Source organism: Paraburkholderia sp. RCC_158 (assembly GCF_041355255.1).
Lineage (GTDB): Bacteria > Pseudomonadota > Gammaproteobacteria > Burkholderiales > Burkholderiaceae > Paraburkholderia > Paraburkholderia graminis.
The window spans coordinates 190,831-211,005 of sequence record NZ_JBFUPM010000006.1 but is presented as its reverse complement, the minus strand read 5'-3'; the positions used below and the strand labels follow the sequence as shown (position 1 = coordinate 211,005).

The 20,175-nt window shown below is 62.3% G+C and carries 18 protein-coding genes; 11 read left to right on the top strand and 7 right to left on the bottom strand.

Annotated features, from left to right (window positions below):
- Positions 1 to 7: 7 nt before the first annotated feature.
- Entirely contained in the window at positions 8 to 1,831 is a 1,824-nt protein-coding gene (locus AB6809_RS14690; RefSeq protein ID WP_029966396.1) for a diguanylate cyclase domain-containing protein, read from the bottom strand.
- Entirely contained in the window at positions 1,831 to 2,979 is a 1,149-nt protein-coding gene (locus AB6809_RS14685; protein WP_029966398.1) for an extracellular solute-binding protein, read from the bottom strand. The genes AB6809_RS14690 and AB6809_RS14685 overlap by 1 nt, the downstream gene beginning before the upstream one ends.
- Positions 2,980 to 3,605: 626 nt before the next feature.
- On the opposite strand from AB6809_RS14685, the gene AB6809_RS14680 reads away from it, so the two are divergent.
- Together AB6809_RS14680 and AB6809_RS14675 are read left to right on the top strand one after the other, a co-directional pair.
- Positions 3,606 to 4,388, top strand: a complete 783-nt coding sequence (locus AB6809_RS14680; protein ID WP_006049253.1) for an ABC transporter substrate-binding protein — start codon at positions 3,606 to 3,608, stop codon at positions 4,386 to 4,388.
- Between the two features lie 278 nt (positions 4,389 to 4,666).
- Positions 4,667 to 5,782 (top strand): succinylglutamate desuccinylase/aspartoacylase family protein, encoded by a 1,116-nt coding sequence (locus AB6809_RS14675; RefSeq protein WP_029966399.1) that lies wholly within the window; start codon positions 4,667 to 4,669, stop codon positions 5,780 to 5,782.
- Between the two features lie 83 nt (positions 5,783 to 5,865).
- On the opposite strand, the gene AB6809_RS14670 is transcribed toward AB6809_RS14675, so the two are convergent.
- Complete coding sequence (locus tag AB6809_RS14670) at positions 5,866 to 6,681, bottom strand: MetQ/NlpA family ABC transporter substrate-binding protein (RefSeq protein WP_029966401.1); 816 nt, start codon at positions 6,679 to 6,681, stop codon at positions 5,866 to 5,868.
- 302 nt (positions 6,682 to 6,983) lie between these two features.
- Here AB6809_RS14670 and AB6809_RS14665 point away from each other — a divergent pair, with 302 nt between their 5' ends.
- Positions 6,984 to 8,147 carry a porin gene (locus AB6809_RS14665; RefSeq protein ID WP_006049250.1) on the top strand — a complete coding sequence of 388 codons (1,164 nt, stop codon included), beginning with the start codon at positions 6,984 to 6,986 and terminating at the stop codon, positions 8,145 to 8,147.
- Positions 8,148 to 8,262: 115 nt separating this feature from the next.
- Here the strand turns inward: AB6809_RS14665 and AB6809_RS14660 are convergent, their stop codons facing one another.
- Together AB6809_RS14660 and AB6809_RS14655 are read right to left on the bottom strand one after the other, a co-directional pair.
- The gene (locus AB6809_RS14660) at positions 8,263 to 9,051 is read right to left on the bottom strand and encodes a membrane protein (RefSeq protein ID WP_029966402.1); all 789 of its coding nucleotides are present in this window, start codon (positions 9,049 to 9,051) and stop codon (positions 8,263 to 8,265) included.
- A gap of 109 nt (positions 9,052 to 9,160) precedes the next feature.
- Positions 9,161 to 9,775 carry a pyridoxamine 5'-phosphate oxidase family protein gene (locus tag AB6809_RS14655; protein ID WP_029966404.1) on the bottom strand — a complete coding sequence of 205 codons (615 nt, stop codon included), beginning with the start codon at positions 9,773 to 9,775 and terminating at the stop codon, positions 9,161 to 9,163.
- A 200-nt stretch (positions 9,776 to 9,975) separates the two neighbouring features.
- Between AB6809_RS14655 and AB6809_RS14650 the strand changes: the two genes are divergently transcribed.
- Positions 9,976 to 10,293, top strand: a complete 318-nt coding sequence (locus AB6809_RS14650) for a DUF4148 domain-containing protein (RefSeq protein WP_029966406.1) — start codon at positions 9,976 to 9,978, stop codon at positions 10,291 to 10,293.
- A 48-nt stretch (positions 10,294 to 10,341) separates the two neighbouring features.
- On the opposite strand, the gene AB6809_RS14645 is transcribed toward AB6809_RS14650, so the two are convergent.
- Complete coding sequence (locus AB6809_RS14645; RefSeq protein ID WP_029966408.1) at positions 10,342 to 11,250, bottom strand: LysR substrate-binding domain-containing protein; 909 nt, start codon at positions 11,248 to 11,250, stop codon at positions 10,342 to 10,344.
- 117 nt (positions 11,251 to 11,367) lie between these two features.
- Here AB6809_RS14645 and AB6809_RS14640 point away from each other — a divergent pair, with 117 nt between their 5' ends.
- From AB6809_RS14640 to AB6809_RS14610, 7 genes are all read left to right on the top strand, one after another.
- Entirely contained in the window at positions 11,368 to 12,462 is a 1,095-nt protein-coding gene (locus AB6809_RS14640; protein WP_029966409.1) for a tartrate dehydrogenase, read from the top strand.
- 151 nt (positions 12,463 to 12,613) lie between these two features.
- Positions 12,614 to 13,924 carry an MFS transporter gene (locus AB6809_RS14635; RefSeq protein ID WP_371026854.1) on the top strand — a complete coding sequence of 437 codons (1,311 nt, stop codon included), beginning with the start codon at positions 12,614 to 12,616 and terminating at the stop codon, positions 13,922 to 13,924.
- 95 nt (positions 13,925 to 14,019) lie between these two features.
- The gene (locus tag AB6809_RS14630) at positions 14,020 to 14,553 is read left to right on the top strand and encodes a DUF4142 domain-containing protein (protein ID WP_006049243.1); all 534 of its coding nucleotides are present in this window, start codon (positions 14,020 to 14,022) and stop codon (positions 14,551 to 14,553) included.
- Between the two features lie 55 nt (positions 14,554 to 14,608).
- Complete coding sequence (locus AB6809_RS14625; protein ID WP_371026853.1) at positions 14,609 to 14,905, top strand: cupredoxin family copper-binding protein; 297 nt, start codon at positions 14,609 to 14,611, stop codon at positions 14,903 to 14,905.
- A 13-nt stretch (positions 14,906 to 14,918) separates the two neighbouring features.
- Complete coding sequence (locus tag AB6809_RS14620; RefSeq protein WP_029966415.1) at positions 14,919 to 15,638, top strand: RNA polymerase sigma factor; 720 nt, start codon at positions 14,919 to 14,921, stop codon at positions 15,636 to 15,638.
- A gap of 256 nt (positions 15,639 to 15,894) precedes the next feature.
- A complete protein-coding gene (locus tag AB6809_RS14615) occupies positions 15,895 to 16,905 on the top strand; it encodes an ABC transporter substrate-binding protein (protein ID WP_051153881.1) in 1,011 nt (336 codons plus the stop codon).
- Between the two features lie 124 nt (positions 16,906 to 17,029).
- Positions 17,030 to 18,727, top strand: coding sequence for a GMC family oxidoreductase (locus AB6809_RS14610; RefSeq protein WP_029966419.1), 1,698 nt, complete (start codon positions 17,030 to 17,032; stop codon positions 18,725 to 18,727).
- Between the two features lie 18 nt (positions 18,728 to 18,745).
- Here the strand turns inward: AB6809_RS14610 and AB6809_RS14605 are convergent, their stop codons facing one another.
- Entirely contained in the window at positions 18,746 to 20,173 is a 1,428-nt protein-coding gene (locus AB6809_RS14605) for an aldehyde dehydrogenase family protein (protein WP_029966421.1), read from the bottom strand.
- Positions 20,174 to 20,175 lie beyond the last annotated feature (2 nt).

Here is a 20,175-nt window from a genome sequence, read left to right as displayed (position 1 = left end):
GTGCGAACTACGCGGTCGGCTCGGCTTCGTCCCCTTCGGCTGCGCCGTCGCCGGCCGTCGCCTGCACGACTTCGATCGGCTCCGTCTGCTGACGCCGGCGCGCTTCGAGTACGTCGTGATAGCGCAAATACGCGCACCGTCCCCCCGATTTCGCCGCATACATCGCCGCGTCGGCATTGAGCAGCAGTTCTTCGGCGGTGCCGCTGTCGTCGGGAAACTGGCTGATGCCGATGCTCGCGCCCACCGTCATGCCCTGGCCGTCCATCACGATTTCTTCGTTCAGCGTGGTCATGATGCGCGACGCGATGCCCGGCGCCGCCTCAGCCGAGCGCGGCCCTTCGATCAGCACGATGAATTCGTCGCCGCCCAGACGCGCGACGACATCCGCGGAATGCAGCACCTGTTTGAGCCGCAGCGCCACCGCGACGAGCACCTTGTCGCCGACCGCATGGCCGAACTGATCGTTGATCTGCTTGAAGCGGTCGAGGTCGACGAACAGCACGGCGAGTCCTTCGCGGCGACGCGTCGCGTCCTGGATCGCGCGCTCGAGCTTCTCCATGAACAGCATGCGGTTCGGCAAACCGGTCAGCACGTCGTGCGTGGCGAGATGCACGAGCTCGCGCTGCTTGACGTGCAGCGCGTCCATCTGCGATCGGATTTCGCGGCGCAAGCGGTCGAAGCAGCGCGCGAGTACACCGATCTCGTCGGTGCGCTTGAGCGGCAACGTGCCCATTGCGTGTTCGGCGAACAGATGCGTCGCCGCATACGCGAGGATGTGCAGCGGCTTCGTGAGCGCGCGTGCGAACAGAATGGCGAGCAGCACGGCCAGTGCACTGAAGACCAACACCATGCGGATGATGCTGCCGCCCAGCAGATGCGCGCCGGACAGCACGTCCTCGAGCGGCTTGCCGAGTCCGAGCACGATAAAGCGATTGCCCTCCGACGCGCCGAACGGTCTGCGCACGAAGGCGAGCACCTGTCCGTCTGCCTCGTGCGGACGCGCAAGACCGTTCGCGAGTACTTCGCTTTCCTTCTGTTCGAAGAGCGGCTTCGTCACGGCGAAGCTGTCCTGCATCAGCACGCGACGGCCCACGTCGAAGCCGAATGTTTTCGCCGCATCGGGATGAACGAGAAAGTCGCCCCATTCGTTCGCGAGATAAACCTGATAATCGCTCGGCAAATCGCTTTGCAAACGCTTGAGCAGATTCGAGAGATTCACGTCGATCACCACGACGCCGACCACCGCGCCCTGCGCGTTCGCTACCGGCGTGCCGACCCGCAGCGTCGGTTTGCCCTGCGCCGCGTGCGCGCCGTATTCATGATTGACGGAAATCGGCGACGTATAGAGGCGTCCCGGCGAAAAGGCGAGCGGCTCGAACACATACGGAAACTGGCCTTTTTCCTGCAGACTGCCGCCTTGCACGCGTATCAGTCCGTCTGCGTCGCGGTCGAAACGAATGATTTCCAGCCCATGATTCGCGCGGCTGATCAGGCGGATCTGCAGATATTCGGCATGGTGAATCATGAAACTCGAGTACACCTGCGCGAGCCGTTCGCGCGGCAAGCTCGAGCTTAAACCGTCGTCGGCCGCGACGACTTCCGCCGACGAAGGCAAGCTCGCGAGCACGAGCGCGTCGGCGCCGACGTCGTCGATGGAGGCGGAAAAGCGCTCGCCGAGCAACTCAGTCGACGTCAGCAAGCTGCGCCCCGCTTCCTTCACGAGCATCGTGCGGTTCGAGTGATACGCGTAATAGCCGGTCGCGCCCGAAGCCAGCACGCCGATGCACGCGAGCAGCACGGAGAGTTTGAACGTGAGGCCTGGGCGGATCATCAGAAGCGCTCCGAGCGATCGCCGGACGCGATTCGGGCCCACAGGTCCTCGCGCTTTTGAATGTTCTCGACCGGCCCGATCCACAGAATGCGGGCGTTGTCGCTATTCGCCGCGGGCGCGGTCAATGTATTCGCGAGCCCCTGCCGTTGCGTCAGCAGGCGGCTCACGTCCGGCTCGAGCATGTAATTGATCCAGGCGAGCGCGAGCTGCGGCTCGGCGGCCACGCGCGTCATGGACCAGCAATCGAGCCACGCGAGCACGCCTTCGTCGGGAATCACGTAACCGACGTCGGCGCCCGCGCGGCGCAGCAATTCCACTTGCTGCGTGCCGTAGTTGCCGAACATCAACGCGACGTTATGCTGGACAAAAAATGCGGTGGCCTCTTCGGGCAACGTGTAATAGGTCAGTAAATTGCGGCGCAGTTCGACGAGCTTGTGAGCGATCGCGCGCATCTGCGTGTCGTTCAGATTGAACGGATCGCGATAACCCAATGCAAGCGCGGTAAACGAAAAGTTGTGCTGCGCGCTGTTGAAGTCGAGCACCTTGCCGCGGTATCGCGGGTTCCAGAGTTCGCGCATCGAGCGCGGTGCAACCGGAATCTGCTTGCGATCGTAAATGAGGCCCATCGACGAATAGGTAAACGGAATTCCGTAGACCTTGCCGTCTGAGACGATTCCTTCAATCGACGCGCGCGCCTGGAAACGCGGCAATTGTCGCGCGGTGTTGGGCAGGCTTTGCAGATCGAGCGGCGCGAGCAGATGGGCGCGCAAGTAGCGCTGTATCTCCGCGGTGTTGGCGGCGAGCACGTCGAAAGGCGGCGCATTTTTCGCGTGCATTTGCGCCCATAACGCTTCGTCGGAATCGACGAGCGTCACTTCCACCTTCACGTCGTAGCGCAATTCGAAAGTCTTCACGATGTCGGCATCGGCGTAACCGGGCCACGCAAGCACATGCAGGACTTTTTTCGCGGCCTCGGCCGATGCACCCGACAGCATCCCGACGCACAGAAACACGCTCAGCGCGACGCGCAGCAAGACGCCGCAATAGCCGCGCGCAGCTAACCGCGCGCGTGGCAAAGCCGCTGAAATTCGCCGCTGGCCACGCCGCTCGTCATGGCGCTTTTCATCTGCCGTCGAAATCATGTGCATACAACACCGTTAAGCAGAAGGCAGTTCCGGCGAGCCTATGCCCGCGTAATCAATCGCGAATTAAACCAGGAGAACATTTCCTCAGACAGGACTGCTCTTTTGGCGCTACATGGCGAGCGAGAGGAGCAACGATGATAGCGCCAAGCAATATCTTTTTGGTTTCCTTACTGCGTAAATGCCGAGAAATAACTCACACTCGGCGGGACACGACGGGCAATCATCCCGTGATAACGGCATATGGCTGACTTTCTTTAATCCTGCGACGAATTAAATTGCCGTGCGATTGACAAATGTCAATTAACGATTCGCATTACCACCGCATTACAGCGACACTATGGCGGTACTACTTCGGCACTCCGCATTCGGGCGCAGCGCGGAATCCGATGCGACATGCATCGTTTTACGATGCAGCGCGGTCCGGAGCGCTTTTATTTTCGGGGCATGCGCGATGCGCTATCCGGTGTTTCACTAACTACCCAATATTTTTGAACTGATAAGCTTGGCGCGCGCTGCTGGCCGCCCCGGCCGGCGGCTTCAACCCAGGCCCGGTCGTAAGTCGCGCCGGGTTTCCCGCGAGCGGCACAACCGCATGCGGGAGTATTTGAACTACACCGAGGAGTTAAACAGTGAAAAAACTGCTAGCGGCATTGACGGTTGCTCTGCTTGCCACCGTCTCGATCGGCGCACACGCTAAAGATTGGACCACCATCCGTTTCGGCGTCGATGCCAGCTATCCCCCGTTCGAGTCCAAGGGCTCCGACGGCAAGCTCGTCGGCTTCGACATCGACCTCGGCAATGAAATCTGCGCGCGCCTGAAGGCCAAGTGCGTGTGGGTCGAAAACGACTTCGACGGCATGATTCCGGCGCTGAAAGCGAAGAAGTTCGACGGCGTACTGTCGTCGATGTCCATGACGCCGCAACGCGCCGAACAGGTGGCGTTCTCGTCGAAGCTGTTCAACACGCCGACGCGCCTCGTCGCGAAGAAGGGTTCGGGCATCCTGCCGACGGCTGAATCGCTGAAGGGCAAGACGGTCGGCGTCGAACAGGGCACGATCCAGGAAACCTACGCGAAGACGTACTGGGAAGCGAAGGGCACGAAGGTCGTGCCGTATCAGAACCAGGACCAGGTGTACGCCGACTTGCTGTCGGGCCGTCTCGACGCAGCGCTGCAAGATGCCGTGCAAGCTGAAATCGGCTTCCTGAAGACGCCGCGTGGCGCAGGCTTCGACTTCGTCGGCAAGAACCTCGACGATCCGAAGATTCTCGGCAACGGCGCGGGCATCGGCATGCGCAAGGAAGATACGGATCTGAAGGCGAAGGTCGACAAGGCGATTGCCGACATCATCAAGGACGGCACGTACAAGAAGCTCGAGAAGAAGTACTTCGACTTCGACGTGTACGGCAGCTAATACGCGGACTTCCGCGCCGAGGAGCCGCGCCGTGCGCGTTTAGCGGCGCACTCCACGGCTCCGTGAAAACGGGCTCCGCCACACGCGGAGCCCGTTGCGTTTTATGGCGGCAAAACACGCGCGTCGCCGTATCGGCTAAGATCGTGCGATCCGATGCCACCATGCTGGTGCGGCGCGCTTGCCGGATTTGCCGCCAGCAACTGGCCTCATGCAGGCTTCCCCCCTTGTAATCAACGAGATAGCGGTGCGCCGCACTTTCCCCCGCGAATTCGACAACCATGCAAACCCAATCCCATCCGCTGATTGCGCCGACGCTCGGCACCGCCCGCAACCTGACGAGTTTTCATTACGGTCCGAGCGGCGGACAGAAGATTTATATCCAGTCGTCCCTGCATGCCGACGAACTGCCGGGCATGCTCGTCTCCTGGGAATTGCGCCGCAAGCTCGCCGCGCTCGAAGCAGCCGGCAAGCTGCGCGGCGAAGTGGTAATCGTGCCGGTGGCCAATCCCATCGGTCTGAACCAGCACTTCCTCGGCCATCTCACGGGACGCTTCGAAACCAACACCGCGCAGAACTTCAACCGCAATTTCCACGATCTTTCGGCACTCGTGCTGCCGGTCATCGAGGGTCGTCTCAGCGATGACATCGACGCGAATCGCTCCGCCATTCGCAGCGCGATGCGCGAGGCGCTCGACGCGCAACAGCCCGCAACCGAACTCGAATCGCAACGTCTCGCGCTGCAAAAGCTCTCTTACGACGCGGACGTGGTGCTCGATCTGCATTGCGACTGGGAAGCCGCGATGCATCTGTACACGAACCCGGACCTGTGGCCCGACGTCGAGCCGCTGGCGCGTTATCTCGGCGCGAAGGCGTCGCTGCTCGCGCTGAATTCGGTCGGCAATCCGTTCGACGAAATTCACAGCTTCTGCTGGTCCGATCTGCGCGGCCGTTTCGGCGAGCGCTTTCCGATCCCCAACGGCTCCATTTCGGTCACGATCGAATTGCGCGGCCAGCGCGAGGTGTCTTACGAGTACGCGGAGCACGACGCGCAGGCGATCATCGAATATCTGACCGCGCGCGGCGTGATCGCAGGCACGGCGGCGCCGCTGCCGCCGCTCGAATTCGCGGCCACACCGCTTGCCGGCGCGGAGCCGATCGTTGCGCCGATCAGCGGCGTGCTGGTGTATCGCTGTGAAGTCGGCACGTGGGTCGACGTGGGGCGTGAAATCGCGGACATCGTCGATCCGTTGACAGACCGCGTCGTCACGCTGAAGAGCGGCGTCGCAGGCGTTCTGTATGCGCGGCATTCGACGCGCTTTGCCACCGCTGGCCTCGAATTCGCGCGCATTGCCGGCGCGACCGCGTTTCGAAGCGGCTCGCTGTTGAGTAACTGATTCGCGCGAGCAAAGGCTGAGCGGAAGGCAAACAAAAAGGCGCCGTGAAGGCGCCTTCGCTCCTGGCTTTCCGCTAGAGAACTTTAGAACGCGGGAATAATCGCGCCTATGAACTGGGTGTCGATGTACTTGCGCACTTCATCGGACTCATACGCCGCGACCAGTTTCTTCACCCAGGGCTGGTTGCGATCCTGCTCGCGCACGGCGATCAGATTGGCGTAAGGGCCTTTCAGATCTTCGATTGCGATGGCGTCTTTAGTCGGCTGCAGGCCGGCCTTCACGGCATAGTCGGTATTGATCGACGCCGCGTCGAGATCGCCCAACGCGCGCGGCAGTTGCGCGGCGTCCAGTTCCACCAGTTTGATCTTCTTCGGATTCTCGGCGACGTCGAGCGGCGTTGCATTCACGCCGTTCGTGCCGACGCCCGGCTTCAGTTTGATCACGCCATACTTTTGCAACAGCAGCAACGCGCGATTGCCATTGGACGGATCGTTCTGAATCCCGACCTTCGCACCTTCCGGCAGATCCTTCAGCGATTTGAGCTTGTTCGAATAGAAGCCCATGGGCGACACATACGTCAGCCCCACGTTGACGATCTTATAGCCGCGCTGCTTGATCTGGCTGTCGAGAAACGGCTGATGCTGAAAACCATTGGCGTCGAGATCGCCGGCATCCAATGCGGCATTCGGCTGCACGTAGTCGTTGAATTCGATCACTTTCACATTCAGCCCCTCGCGCGCCGCTACTTTCGTGACCACCGTCCAGATTTGCGCGTCAGGGCCGCTCATCGTGCCGACCTTGAGTTGCTTGCCGTCGGCGTGCGCAAACGTTGCCGTGAACGAAAGAGCCGCGGCGCTCGCCACGGCAAGCAGATTTTTGATGACGATGCGGCGTTGCATGCAGTCCCCATAAGCGGTTTGATTGGTAGGCGCGCATCGTCGCATGCGACGGCGGCGGCCTGAAACCAATCGTTTTTCACACGCTTATATCGGCGAACTGGAAAATGCTTATGCCCGCGACGCGTTCCGCCATGCGTCGCTTAATGCTCGACTCTGTCGACTGTCGCGTATGCGCGACAAATTCCAAAATCAATGCACCTGTCACATACCTTACTCAGCGTTCCCTTAAATTTCGGGCCATCGCACGACCTTACCCAAGAAGCAGGGCGTCGCGATCGCTCAATTTTTAATCGGAGAACGTTTTGAACAAAAAACTATTGACCGCCGCTACCCTCGCCGTTTTCGCCAGCGCAGCACACGCACAAAGCAGCGTCACGCTGTATGGCGTGATCGATGCCGGCATCAGCTATGTGAACAACTCGAAGACCGCCACCGGTCACGACAATCTCTTCAAGTACGACGACGGCGTTGCTCAAGGCAGCCGTTGGGGCCTGCGCGGCACCGAAGATCTGGGCAACGGCCTGAAGGCGATCTTCGTGCTCGAAAACGGCTTTAACAGCGGCAACGGCACGCTCGGCCAGGGCGGCGCGATGTTCGGCCGTCAGGCGTATGTGGGCCTGTCGCAGAACAATGTCGGCTCGCTGACGTTCGGCCGCCAGTACTCGTTCTCGACCGATTACCTCGGCGGCAATTACTCGACCGGCGGACAAACGGTTGCAGGCAACTACGCGTATCACATCAACGACGTGGACCAGCTTACGTCGAGCCGTATCAACAACGCGGTCAAGTTCAGCAGCGCGAATTTCGCGGGCCTCACGTTCGGCGCAATGTATGGCTTCTCGAACCAGGCGGGCGCATTCGCAGGCGCGCCGGCAACCGGCACGGCCGCAGCGCCGGTCGCGGGTTCGTCGCGTGCTTACAGCTTCGGCGTGAACTACGCGAACGGTCCGTTCGGCATCGGTGCGGCTTACACGGACATCCGTTATCCGGGCCAGTCGACGCCGTCGTTCTCGACGACGATCGCCAACGTCGCGACCGGCAACGTCCGCGATCTGCGCACGTTCGGCGTGGGCGGCCGTTATTCGATCGGCGCAGCCACGCTGTGGGCGTTGTACACGAACACACGCTTCGAGCCGATTTCGGGCGGCACGACGACGTTCGCCGCGTATGAGGCAGGCGCGAAGTACGCGTTCACGCCGGCATTGACGGCAGGCGCGGGCTACACGTACATGCACCTGAGCAACGCGAATCGCGGTCACTGGAATCAGGTCGATCTGAGCGTCGACTACGCGCTGAGCAAGCGTACCGACGTGTATGCGCTGGGTATCTATCAGATCGCGGCGGGCCGCAACGGCACGCAGGATCTGCAAGCGCAGATCGGTTCGAGCACAAGCTACTTCAACACGTCGGGCACGGGCGCGGACAACCAGTTGGCGTTCCGCGTGGGCGTTCGCCACAAGTTCTAAAGCGATTTGTACCGTGCGATGAGTTGTTGCTTCGCCGGTGTGAATGTGAAGAAACGCCCCTGTTTTCAGGGGCGTTTATGTTTGCGACGTGTTTTTCAGCGTACTGAGCGCAGCGTCACACAGCCGGCTCGCGTCTTGCCGAGCGCTGCGGCAACAACACGATACACGCGATGATAAACGCAAGCAGAATGCCGGAGGCGTATAAGCGGCTGATGTGCAATCCGCCTTCCGCAACCGGCTTGTCGAGCAGATCGCCGAGCGTCGCGCCGAGCGGACGCGTGAGGATGAACGCGGCCCAGAAGAGCGCCGTGTGCGATACGCGCGACCAGAAATACAAGGCGGCCACGACGAGCAAGCCCGCGCCGAAGATCATCGCGCCATATTCGTAGCCAACACCGAGACCGCCGCGATCCTCGCCCGCGACCCAGTCGCCGAGAGCCGTGCCGAGTGTCTGCGAGAACAGGATCGTGATCCAGTAGAACCATTCCGCTTTTGCAGTGACGATGCTCTGCACGGAGACGGTTCCTTCCGAGCGATACCAGATTGCGAGGCTCGCGGCCAGCAATCCAACGACCAGCGCAACACCGCCTGGATAGCCGATGCCGAGCGACCTGTCCGCGAAATCGGCCATCGTGGTGCCAAGCGTCGTAGTCGCGATGATGGTCGCCCAATAAAGGAACGGACGAAAGTTGCGCGCCTTGATTTGCGCTGAAACGAGCGCGATAAAGAACACCAGAAAAATCGCCGAACCGATCAGGTAGCCGAGCTTCAGCGACATGGACACCCAGTCGCCACCCGTTTCGCCGAGCGTGGTCGCCGCGACCTTGATGATCCAGAAACCCAAGGTCACTTGCGGTACTTTGCTGACAGCCTCTTCGGTAAAGCTGGCGGCGTCGTCTTTCATAACTTGCTCCTTCCTGAGTAGCCTGAACGACCCGCCAATTTAACCTTCGGAGGTTAACGCTTGCTTAAGCGTCGAATAGTGCGTTGCATAGATGCCGCATCGGCGCGCCTCAATAAAGCCCCGCCGCCACCTTCTCCGGCATTTCCTTATCGTATTGCGCGCCGTCGAAAGTACCGCCGCTCAAACGCCTATGCATATCTCCCGCGCTCGGCAAACTTGCGCGGTCCACCTGCTTTGCCGGGTCCCAAAGACTCGAGCGCACCAGCGCTTTCGAGCAATGAAAATACGCCGCCTCGACGTGCACGATAATCACTGTGCGCGGCAGTTTCCCGCGAACCTCGAAGCGCGCGAGCAAGTCGGGATCGACTGAAATCTCGGCGCGCCCGTTCACCCGCAACGTTTCGCCGACGCCCGGCACCAGAAACAGCAACGACACGCGCGGGTCGGCCACAATGTTTCTTAGGCTGTCGATGCGGTTATTGCCCGGCCTGTCCGGCAACGCCAATGTGCGCTCGTCGAGTATCTGAACGAATCCGGCGGCGTCGCCTTTCGGCGAGCAATCCGCTCCGCCCTCACCGACAGAAGACAACACCGCGAACGGAGAAGCGCGCACGAACGCCTGATAGTCGCTATTGAGGCAATCAAGTTCTTTCCACAATGCGCGCTCGTGCGGCGCGCCGTAAATCTGTTCGAGCTGCTCGACGCTTTTAACGGTATGTGTCATGGCGGACGCTCTGCAAGAGAACAATCGGTAGAAATCGGAACATGCAGTATAGGCATTCGGCGCATGTCCGGTAAATCGCTTGCTGCTGTTCCGACGTCGCGGGAATAAGAAAGCCACTTCGCCGGTTTAACGATGCAGAGCGCGTCATATCGAACGCAAACCGCTTTCGGACGATCCGCTCGCACATCGAGGAGCAAGCCATGAAAGACCACCATGCACATCGCGCGACAGCCCGCGCGCTATTCGCCATTATTTCCGCCACTGCGCTGGTGGTCACGTCGACATGGGCACGCGCGCAGGCATCGCCCGACGCCGGCCATCCTCTCACGCGCGCCGAAGTCATGCACGAACTCGAAGAACTCGAGGCCGCCGGCTACACGCCGTCGCTCGGCGACGACAGTCAGTATCCATCCGACATTCAGGAAGCCGAAAGAAAAGTGGCCGCGATGCACGCGGCTCAAAAAAGCGCGCAGATGGATCAAGATCCGGCAATGCAAGCCATGCCGATGCAGAAATAACGACTCACGCCCGGCTCATACGCTACGGGAAATTCAACAGCCGACGCCTCATTCCCCCAACTCGCGCGCGATGAAATCCACGAACGCGCGAATGCGGTTCGACATCTGATGCCGCTGCGAGTACACGGCGAAGATGTCGGCGTTCGGCGTGTCGTAACCGGGCAGCACGACCACGAGCGAGCCATCGGCGAGGTACTGCTTGATGTCCCACTCCGCGCGCATCAGAATGCCGTGCCCCTCGAGCGCCCACTTCACCGCGATCTCGCCGTCGTTGGTGGTCAGCGTGCCCTTGATGCGGACGGCTTCCGTCTTCAGCGACGCGCCCTTGCCCGAACTCAACCGCCACACGCCATACGCTTCGTCACCCTGACGAATGCCGATGCAGTTATGCCGCGTTAGATCATGCGGCGTCATCGGCATGCCGTGCGACGCGATATACGAGGGCGCCGCGCACAGCAGGCGCCGGTTCGCCGCGAGGCGCCGCGCGATCACGCGCGTATCGGGCGGCTCGCCAAAGCGGATGCAGACGTCGAACGTATCGTCGGTGAGCGGCGGCGGCGTGACCGACAACTGAAGCTGCACCGACACCTGCGGATACTTCGCGACGAAGTGCGAAATTGCGGGCGCGACATGGCTGCGCCCAAACCCAAGCGTCGCATTCACACGCAACAGTCCCTTCGGGCTCTTCTTCGCCGAGCCGAGCAACTCGGCGAGTTCGTCGATTTCGTCGAGAATCCTGCGCGCATGCTGCAAATACAGCTCGCCTTCGGGCGTGAGCATCATCCGGCGCGTGGTGCGGTTGACGAGCGCGACGCCCGCCCGGCTCTCCATCTGCGTGAGCCGCTTGCTGACGGCCGCCGCCGTCAATCCCAGCTCTCGCGCCGCCGCGCTCAGGCTGCCGGACGCCGCGAGCGTCGAGAAAAAGCTCAGATCGGCTGGCTGAACGGTATCGCGCATCGCTTCCACTTGTGAATTGAAGTTAAAGATGCTTTGAGTTTAGCACCGGTTTTTTCGTGCAGATGTCGATAGAGTCACTGCAACCAACCCAATCAATCAATCATTCGGAGACGCAGCATGAAGACCTATCGCATCGCGACCATTCCTGGCGACGGCATCGGCAAGGAGGTCGTACCGGCCGGCGCCGAGGTGCTCGAAGCGCTCGCCAGAACCACGCAGTCGTTTGCATTCGAGTTCGAAAATTTCGACTGGGGCGGCGACTATCACCGCAAGCATGGCGTGATGATGCCGGCGGACGGACTCGATGCGATCCGCGACAAGGACGCGATTCTGTTCGGTTCGGCAGGCGACCCGGACATTCCCGATCACATCACGCTGTGGGGTCTGCGTCTGAAAATCTGCCAGGGCTTCGACCAGTACGCGAACGTTCGCCCCACGCGCATCCTGCCCGGCATCGACGCACCGTTAAAGCGCTGCAAGCCCGAGGACCTCAACTGGGTGATCGTGCGCGAAAACTCCGAGGGCGAGTACTCCGGCGTGGGCGGCCGCGTTCACCAGGGTCATCCGATCGAAGCCGCGACGGACGTGTCGATCATGACCCGCGCCGGCGTCGAGCGCATCATGCGCTTCGCGTTCCGCCTCGCGCAGTCGCGTCCGCGCAAGCTGCTGACCGTCATCACGAAGAGCAACGCGCAACGTCACGCGATGGTGATGTGGGACGAAATCGCGCTACAGGTCTCGAGGGAATTCCCCGATGTGACGTGGGACAAGGAACTGGTCGACGCGTCGACCGCGCGCATGATCAACCGCCCGGCGAGCCTCGACACGATTGTCGCGACGAACCTGCACGCCGACATTCTCAGCGACCTGGCCGCCGCGCTTGCCGGCAGCCTGGGCATTGCGCCGACCGGCAACATCGACCCCGAACGGCGCTTTCCGTCGATGTTCGAACCGATCCACGGTTCAGCGTTCGACATCATGGGCAAGGGTCTCGCGAATCCGGTCGGCACCTTCTGGTCGGTTGTGATGCTGCTCGAACATCTCGGCGAATTCGACGCGGCAAAGCGCGTGATGCAGGCCGTGGAAGCCGTGACCGCGGACAAGTCGCTGCACACGGGCGACCTCGGCGGCACGGCGACGACCGCGCAGGTGACGGCTGCGGTGTGCGCTTTCATCGAACGAGCCGCAAGGCCGGCGGCGAACGCGGCATAAGCCGTGTCAGCCACATAACCCCCCATCGCGCGACAGTTCGCGCCTCGCGACGCGCACCCACGGACAACAGCCGCATTCGACGGCTGCCGCGCGCCTCGCACCCTGCTGCCCTCGCAGCAGGGCACCGCTCAAGCCTCCAAAGGAGGAGACAATGACGACCGACCTCGAAAGCCGGGTGTGCCGCAAGCTGATGCTGCGGATCATCCCGTTCGTGATGCTGCTGTATTTCGTGAGTTTTCTCGACCGCGTCAACGTAGGCTTCGCCGCGCTGACGATGAACAAGGCCATTGGCCTGTCGCCGACCGCGTTCGGATTCGGCGGCGGCCTGTTCTTTATCGGCTATTTTCTGTTCGAAGTTCCGTCGAACCTGATTCTTCACAAGGTCGGCGCGCGCCGCTGGATTGCCCGCGTGATGGTCTCGTGGGGCATCGTCTCGCTGGCCTCCGCGTTCGTCGTCGGGCCGAACAGTTTCTACGCGTTGCGCTTTCTGCTCGGCGTCGCGGAAGCGGGCTTCTTTCCCGGCATCATCCTGTATCTGAGCTTGTGGTTCCCATCGCGTCAACGCGCGGTCGCCGCCGCATGGTTCATGGCCGCCGCGCCGATTTCCACCGCGATCGGCTCGCCGATTTCCGGCGCCATCATGAAGCTGCCGCCGATGGCCGGTCTCGCCGACTGGCAAATGCTCTATATCCTCGAAGCGCTGCCCGCGGTCGTACTCGGCTTCTTCGTCCTGAAGTATCTGACCGACACGCCGTCGAAAGCGCACTGGCTCGCGCCCGAAGAGCGCGAATGGCTGATCGCGAAACTGAAGACGGAAGCCGACGCGCGGCAGTCGCACGCGGGCCACACGGCCGGCGCGTTGAGTGCGCTGCGCGATCCGCGCGTTCTCGCACTGGCGCTGATTTACTTCGGCACGTCCGCGGGCTTGTACACGCTCGGCCTGTGGGCGCCGCTCATCATCAGGCAATACGGCTTCGGCTCATTCGAGACGGGTCTGCTCGCGGGCATACCGAGCATCGTCGCGGTGATCGCGATGATTCTGTGGGCGAGGCATTCGGATCGCACCGAAGAACGCACGTGGCACGTCGTCATTCCGTGCGCGCTGGCCTGTCTCGGCTTTGTGTTCGCAGGCAACGCGGCGACCGCGCTCATGATCGTGCTGGCGCTCGTGGTCGTGAACGTCGGCATCAGCGCGGCCAAGGCGCCGTTGTGGGCGATGCCGAGCATGTTCCTGTCGGGCGCGGGCGCGGCCGCGGGCATCGCGATGATCAACTCCATCGGCAACCTCGGCGGCTTCGTCGGTCCATTCGCGATCGGCTGGCTCAAGAACGTGACGGGCGGCTATTCGGCCGGGCTGTATGTGGTCGGCGCGACGCTGGCCGTATCGGCGGTCGTCACGCTGATGCTCAGCCGGCAATCCAGGCAGACGCCGGTCGCAGCGGGCGAGCGGCACGGTCACTGAAGCAACGCGCGTCGCGCATCATCTGGGAACAGGATTCTCCGTCGTGACATCCAACGCGGTATGCAACGCAACGTTGGCTAAACGGGAGAATCCGCATGAAACTGATCCGTCCACAATGGTTAGGCGCGCTCGCGCTCGTGAGTCTCGCTAGCTGGGCGCAAAGCGCCGGGCCGAGCGATCCGCAGATCGCGGCTATCGTCGTCACCGCGAACCAGGTCGACATCGACGCGGGCAAACTCGCCGAGTCGCGCTCGAAGTCGGGCGACGTCAAGGCGTTCGCGAAGCAGATGGTCACCGACCACAGCGCCGTCAATCAATCGGCGAGCGACCTCGTGCACAAACTCAACGTCACGCCCGAGGACAACGCGACAAGCCAAAGCCTCAAGCAAGGCGGCGATGCAAACCTCGCGGCGCTCAAGAAACTGAATGGCGCAGCATTCGACCGTGCGTATATCGATCACGAAGTGACCTACCATGAGAATGTGCTCGACGCGCTCGATAAAACGCTGATTCCGTCAGCGAAGAACGATGAGCTGAAAGCGCTGCTCGTGAAGGTCCGGCCGGCTTTCGTCGCGCATCTCGAACATGCGAAGCATGTGCAGGCGTCGCTGGAGAAAAGCAGTGGTTAAGCGGCGGCATGCGTCGGGCAAGAGCACGCGTGCGTGCGCCGCGCTGGTCTGTGCGATGCTCTTGGCCAGCTTGAGCGCATTACCGGCGAGCGCGGCGACGCCGACAAGCCATGTCGTCACGATCGAGAACATGCAATTCAATCCGCCCACCTTGACGGTGAAGCGAGGAGACCGCATCGTATGGATCAACAAGGACCTCTTTCCTCATACGGTGACCGGCAACACGCATGCATTCGATTCGCGCAGCATTGCCGCCAACGCGTCATGGTCTTACGCGCCCGCGAAGGCCGGCAGTTATCCGTACGGCTGCACTTTTCATCCGACGATGCACGGCGCGCTAACCGTTCAATGAGAGCCCGCACGCGATGACCGAGACAGCGAAACTGCCGTCCATGTCCGCCGACGACAACGCCGACGACGATCTTGCGATCGTCCGGCGCATCGTCGCGGGCGATCGTGCAGCGTTCGAGGTGCTGATGCGCCGCCACAACCGGCGCCTCTACCGGCTCGCGCGCGCGACGCTGCGCGACGACGCCGAAGCCGAAGACGCGCTTCAGGACGCGTATCTCCGCGCCTACCGTTCGCTCAGCCAGTTTCGCGGCGACGCGGCTTTGTCCACGTGGCTCTCGCGGCTCGTGCTCAACGAATGCTATGGCCGGCTGCGCCGCCATGCCCGCCGCGAGAACGTTGTGCCGATAGTCAGTTCCAACACCGCCGACATCGATATTGAAGCCATGCACCCGTCCGACTCCGAGCCGCCCGACAGCGCAGTAGCGCGCGCGGAAATGCGCGCGCTGATCGAGCGCAAGCTCGACGAATTGCCGGCATCGTTCCGCACGGTGTTCATTCTGCGATCGGTGGAAGAACTCAGTGTCGAGGAAACCGCGCAATGCCTGGAGATTGCCGAAGCCACCGTGCGTAGCCGGCATTTTCGCGCAAAGAGTCTGTTGCGCGAGTCGCTCGCGCGAGAGATCGACGTCGCCGGAAGCGAACTGTTCGGATTCGCCGGTGCGCGCTGCGACCGCATCGTTGCGAACGTGATGTCGCGAATCGGCAAACGCGACGGGACGGATCGAAGCGATTGAAGCCGTCAAAGCACTGCGCGCAACGACGACAACCCAGGCTACAACAGTCTGACATAACATCATGTCATGGCCGCTCCAACAATTGCGGCGTTGCTCCGGTCAAATTGGCTCACTATATTTCCATTCAAGCCTGTGCTGTTTGCCGCTTCGGCTCCGAGCCGCAGCGGCACATAGCGCCGACCTGGATGATGTCTTTTCGCTTCAACCGTATCGAGGAGAAGTCGTGATCAGCATGCCAAGGTTGCGCCCGTTTGCCATGACTCTGCTGTTGAGCGCCGTGAGCATGGCGCCCGCTCTCGCCGCGGGAAAAATCACTTTCGTGTCGCAAGGCGGCACGTATCAGGAGGCTCAGACCAAAGCCATCCTCGACCCGGCGGCGAAGGAGCTGGGCATCACCATCAATCAGGACAGCATTCCCGATGCGTGGCCGCAGATCAAGGCGCAGGCCGCGACCGGCAAGCCGATCTGGGACGTGGTGGACACGCCGACCTCGAACTGTCTGCGAGGCGGACGCGAAGGGCTGCTGGAAAAGCTCGACTTCGCGAAGCTCCCGAACGCCGCGGCGATGCCGGAAAAGTACCGCACGCCCTACTCGGTCGCGTACGAGTTCTATTCGACCGTGATCGGCTACAACAAGAAGACGCTGAAGAAGAGGCCGCAAAGCTGGGCCGACTTCTGGAACGTGAAAGCCTTCCCCGGCACACGTGCATTGCGCAACGATCCGCAAACGGTATTGGAAGCAGCGCTGCTCGCCGACGGCGTGTCGCGCGACAAGCTTTATCCGCTCGACGTCGATCGCGCCTTCAAGAAGTTGCAGCAGATCAAGCCCGACATCACGGTGTGGTGGACCTCGGGTGGCCAGTCCGCGCAATTGCTGCATGACGGCGAAGTCGACATGACGATGATCTGGAACGGCCGCGCAAGCGCCGTGCGCAAGGACAACCCCGACGTCGATTTCACCTTCAACGACGGCATTCTGCAAAACACGCAGCTATGCGTGCTGAAGAACGCGCCGAATCTGAACGACGCGATGCGCTTCCTGAACACCGCGGTCTCGCCCGAGTTGCAAGCGAATCTGCCGCTTTATATCGACTACGGTCCGGGCAATCCGGCTGCGTTCAAGACCGGCAAGATCGCGGCCAAGCGCGCAAGCGAGTTGCCGAGCTCGCCCGAGAATGCCGCGAAGCAGGCATTGATGTCCGAAGACTGGTGGGCATCGGATGCAGGCATTCAGGCGAAAGCGCGCTGGCTCAAGTTCATGCAATAACGGGCGGCGTTCGCACTGCCATTCACGCGCCCGCGGGACCACGGTTCATCGCGGGCGTTCTGTTTTCTGGTTTGCGTTGTGCCGCGCGCAGGGCGATGCGGCGCGCGGTCTTCATCCATCCAACGTGATCGACTATCTGATTCTTGGCGGCGGATCGGCCGGCTGCGTACTCGCCGCGCGGCTCTCCGAAGACGCCGGCAACAACGTGTGTCTCGTCGAGGCAGGCCGCGACATCTCGCAGGCGACCATGCCTGCCGACATCCGCAGCCGCTATCCTGGCCGCGCGTATCTCGACACGGCGAACCTCTGGCGGCAACTGAAAGCGCGCATGAGCGCGCCCGCCGCGCTGCGCCGCTATGAACAGGCGCGGCTTCTCGGCGGCGGCTCGGCGATCAATGCGCTAATGGCCAATCGCGGCTCGCCCGCCGATTACGACGAATGGCAAACACTCGGCGCACAAGGCTGGAACTGGCAAGCGTGTCTGCCCTACTTCCGCAAGCTCGAAACCGATTGCGACTTCAACGGCCCGGACGATAGCGGCCTGCATGGCGCGCATGGCCCGCTGCGTATCCAGCGAACCGGACCGCAACGCATCTCCCCATTCGTAAAGGCCGTGCTCAATACGTTGAAGCACGACTATCCGCTGCACGCGGATCAGAATGGCCTCTGGCAGGACGGCACTTTCATCGGCGCGATTGCGGTGAGCGCGCAGGGCGAGCGCATTCCCACATCCGTTTGTTATCTCGACGACGCGGTGCGGGCGCGGCCCAACCTCACGATTCGCACGAACGAGATCGCAGAGCGCGTTCTGTTCGACGCAAAGCGTGCAATCGGCGCGCGCGTGATGCGGCCCGACGGCACCCGTGATGACTTGCGGGCGCGCTGCGTGATCGTCTGCTCAGGGGCGATCCACTCGCCCGCGCTGCTGCTGAGAAGCGGCATTGGCCCCGCGAATGAACTTGCCGCGCTCGGCATCGACGTGCTCGCGGATCGCCAGGGCGTAGGCCGCAATCTGATGGAGCATCCGTCTATCGCGGTGTCCGCGTTTCTGCCTCGCGCCGCGCGCACGCCGTTTCCCGACGAGCATCACGAGCAGGCCATCGTGCGCTTTTCGTCGGGCCTGGCTGGCACTGTGCCGGGCGACATGCACGGCGCGATACTGTCGCGCTCGGGCTGGCATTCGGTCGGCTATCGTCTCGGCACGATGTTCTTCTGGGTCAACAAATCGTATTCGCGCGGGCGTCTCACACTCCAATCCGCTAACGCATTGGATGAACCCAACGTCGATTTCGCGATGCTCTCCGACCCGCGCGATCTCGAACGGCTAAAGCTCGCGCTGCGCTTCGGCGCAAAGACACTCGCCGCACCGGCGATGGCCGCGCATCGCGGCACGGTGTTTCCGTCGAGCTATTCGCCGCGCGTCGCGGCCGTCGCGGTGCCTGGCGCATGGAACGCGCTGCAGCGCGGTGCGCTCGCCGCGCTGCTGGACATCGCGGGGCCGTTGCGGGCATCACTGGTGCGCCGCGTCATCACGCAAGGCGCGACACTCGACGAACTGCTCGCCGACGATGCCGCGCTCACGCAGTTCGTCACACGTTCGGTGGGCGGTACGTGGCACCCGTCGGGCACCTGCCGCATGGGCGCCGCCGACGACCCGCTCGCGGTCACCGATGCGCGCGGCGCCGTGTATGGCGTCGAAGGGCTGCATGTGTGCGATGCGTCGTTGATGCCGTCGATTCCATGCGCGAATACGAATGTGCCGACCATCATGATCGCGGAGCGCATTGCGGATCTGCTGCGTGGGCGTTCGAGCGCGGCTTAATCGTGCCCTGATCGCAACCTACTCGCCGTACCCAACGATACCCTTCACTTCGAGAAACGCTTCGAGCCCCCACTCGCCGTATTCGCGTCCGTTGCCGGACTGCTTGTAGCCGCCGAACGGCGAGCCCGCGTCCCAGGCCGGATAGTTCAGATACACGCTGCCCGCGCGCAAGCGCAATGCAATGCGCCTCGCGCGCGCCTGATCCGCGGATTGAACATACGCGGCAAGTCCGAACGGTGTGTCGTTGGCAATGGCGATGGCGTCTTCTTCGTCGCGATACGGCATGATCGCGAGCACCGGGCCGAAGATTTCTTCGCGCGCGATCGTCATCGACGGAGCGACGTTTGCGAATACCGTGGGCCGCACGTAATAGCCGCGCGTCAAACCGTCGGGACGTCCTGGCCCGCCCGCCGCGAGCAGCGCGCCTTCCTCGATGCCCATTTCGATCAGCCGTTGCACGCGTGCGTATTGCACGTCGCTAACGACCGGGCCCATCGTCGTTTCGTCGTCGTCAGCGGGACCGATGCGGTGCGCGGCCGCCGCGCGCTGTGCAATCGCCACGGCCTCGTCGTGCCGCGCTGCCGGCACCAGCATGCGCGTCGGCGCATTGCACGACTGCCCGCTGTTGCTGAAGCACGAGTTCACGCCCGACGTGACCGCGGCTTCCAGGTCCACGTCGTCGAGAAGAATGTTGGCCGACTTGCCGCCCAGTTCCTGATGCACGCGCTTGACGGTCGGCGCGGCCAGCTTTGCGATTTCCACGCCCGCGCGCGTCGATCCGGTGAACGACACCATGTCGACGTCCGGATGACTGCATAGCGCGGCGCCGACAGTCGGGCCGTCGCCGTTCAGCAGATTGAACACGCCTGGCGGCACGCCCGCCGCGTCGAGAATTTCAGCGAACAGCACGGCGTTCAGCGGAGACACCTCGCTCGGCTTGAGCACCATCGTGCAGCCGGCGGCAATCGCGGGCGCGACCTTGCAGACAATCTGATTGATCGGCCAGTTCCACGGCGTAATCAGCGCGACCACGCCGACGGGCTCATGATTGACGAGCGTCGTGCCCTTCTTGCGCTGCCACGCGAAGCTCTCGCAGGTACGCAACAGTTCTTCCAGATGACGCTTGCCGAGCGCGGCCTGCCACGCATGCGAGAGCTTTTTCGGCGCGCCGATTTCACGCGAGATCACAGAGGCCATGTCGTCGTAGCGCGCCATATAGGCGTCGAGTATGCGGCGGATCAGCGCGATGCGTTCAACCGGCTGCGTCAGCGAGAACGACGCGAACGCGCGTCTCGCCGCGGCGACCGCGCGCTCGACATCTTCCGCATTGCCCAGCGCGATCTCGGCGAACGCTTCTTCCGTGCAGGGATCGACCACGGCAAGGCGCGCGTTGCCGGACGGCGCAACCCATGCGCCGTCGATATAAAACTTCAGTGCATTGGACATCC

Bases quoted from the DNA above. Each gene is read 5' to 3' on its own strand.
- AB6809_RS14690 (WP_029966396.1), bottom strand. From the start codon at position 1,831: ATGATCCGCCCAGGCCTCACGTTCAAACTCTCCGTGCTGCTCGCGTGC.
- AB6809_RS14685 (WP_029966398.1), bottom strand. From the start codon at position 2,979: ATGCACATGATTTCGACGGCAGATGAAAAGCGCCATGACGAGCGGCGT.
- AB6809_RS14675 (WP_029966399.1), top strand. From the start codon at position 4,667: ATGCAAACCCAATCCCATCCGCTGATTGCGCCGACGCTCGGCACCGCC.
- AB6809_RS14670 (WP_029966401.1), bottom strand. From the start codon at position 6,681: ATGCAACGCCGCATCGTCATCAAAAATCTGCTTGCCGTGGCGAGCGCC.
- AB6809_RS14660 (WP_029966402.1), bottom strand. From the start codon at position 9,051: ATGAAAGACGACGCCGCCAGCTTTACCGAAGAGGCTGTCAGCAAAGTA.
- AB6809_RS14655 (WP_029966404.1), bottom strand. From the start codon at position 9,775: ATGACACATACCGTTAAAAGCGTCGAGCAGCTCGAACAGATTTACGGC.
- AB6809_RS14650 (WP_029966406.1), top strand. From the start codon at position 9,976: ATGAAAGACCACCATGCACATCGCGCGACAGCCCGCGCGCTATTCGCC.
- AB6809_RS14645 (WP_029966408.1), bottom strand. From the start codon at position 11,250: ATGCGCGATACCGTTCAGCCAGCCGATCTGAGCTTTTTCTCGACGCTC.
- AB6809_RS14640 (WP_029966409.1), top strand. From the start codon at position 11,368: ATGAAGACCTATCGCATCGCGACCATTCCTGGCGACGGCATCGGCAAG.
- AB6809_RS14635 (WP_371026854.1), top strand. From the start codon at position 12,614: ATGACGACCGACCTCGAAAGCCGGGTGTGCCGCAAGCTGATGCTGCGG.
- AB6809_RS14630 (WP_006049243.1), top strand. From the start codon at position 14,020: ATGAAACTGATCCGTCCACAATGGTTAGGCGCGCTCGCGCTCGTGAGT.
- AB6809_RS14625 (WP_371026853.1), top strand. From the start codon at position 14,609: ATGCTCTTGGCCAGCTTGAGCGCATTACCGGCGAGCGCGGCGACGCCG.
- AB6809_RS14620 (WP_029966415.1), top strand. From the start codon at position 14,919: ATGACCGAGACAGCGAAACTGCCGTCCATGTCCGCCGACGACAACGCC.
- AB6809_RS14615 (WP_051153881.1), top strand. From the start codon at position 15,895: ATGACTCTGCTGTTGAGCGCCGTGAGCATGGCGCCCGCTCTCGCCGCG.
- AB6809_RS14605 (WP_029966421.1), bottom strand. From the start codon at position 20,173: ATGTCCAATGCACTGAAGTTTTATATCGACGGCGCATGGGTTGCGCCG.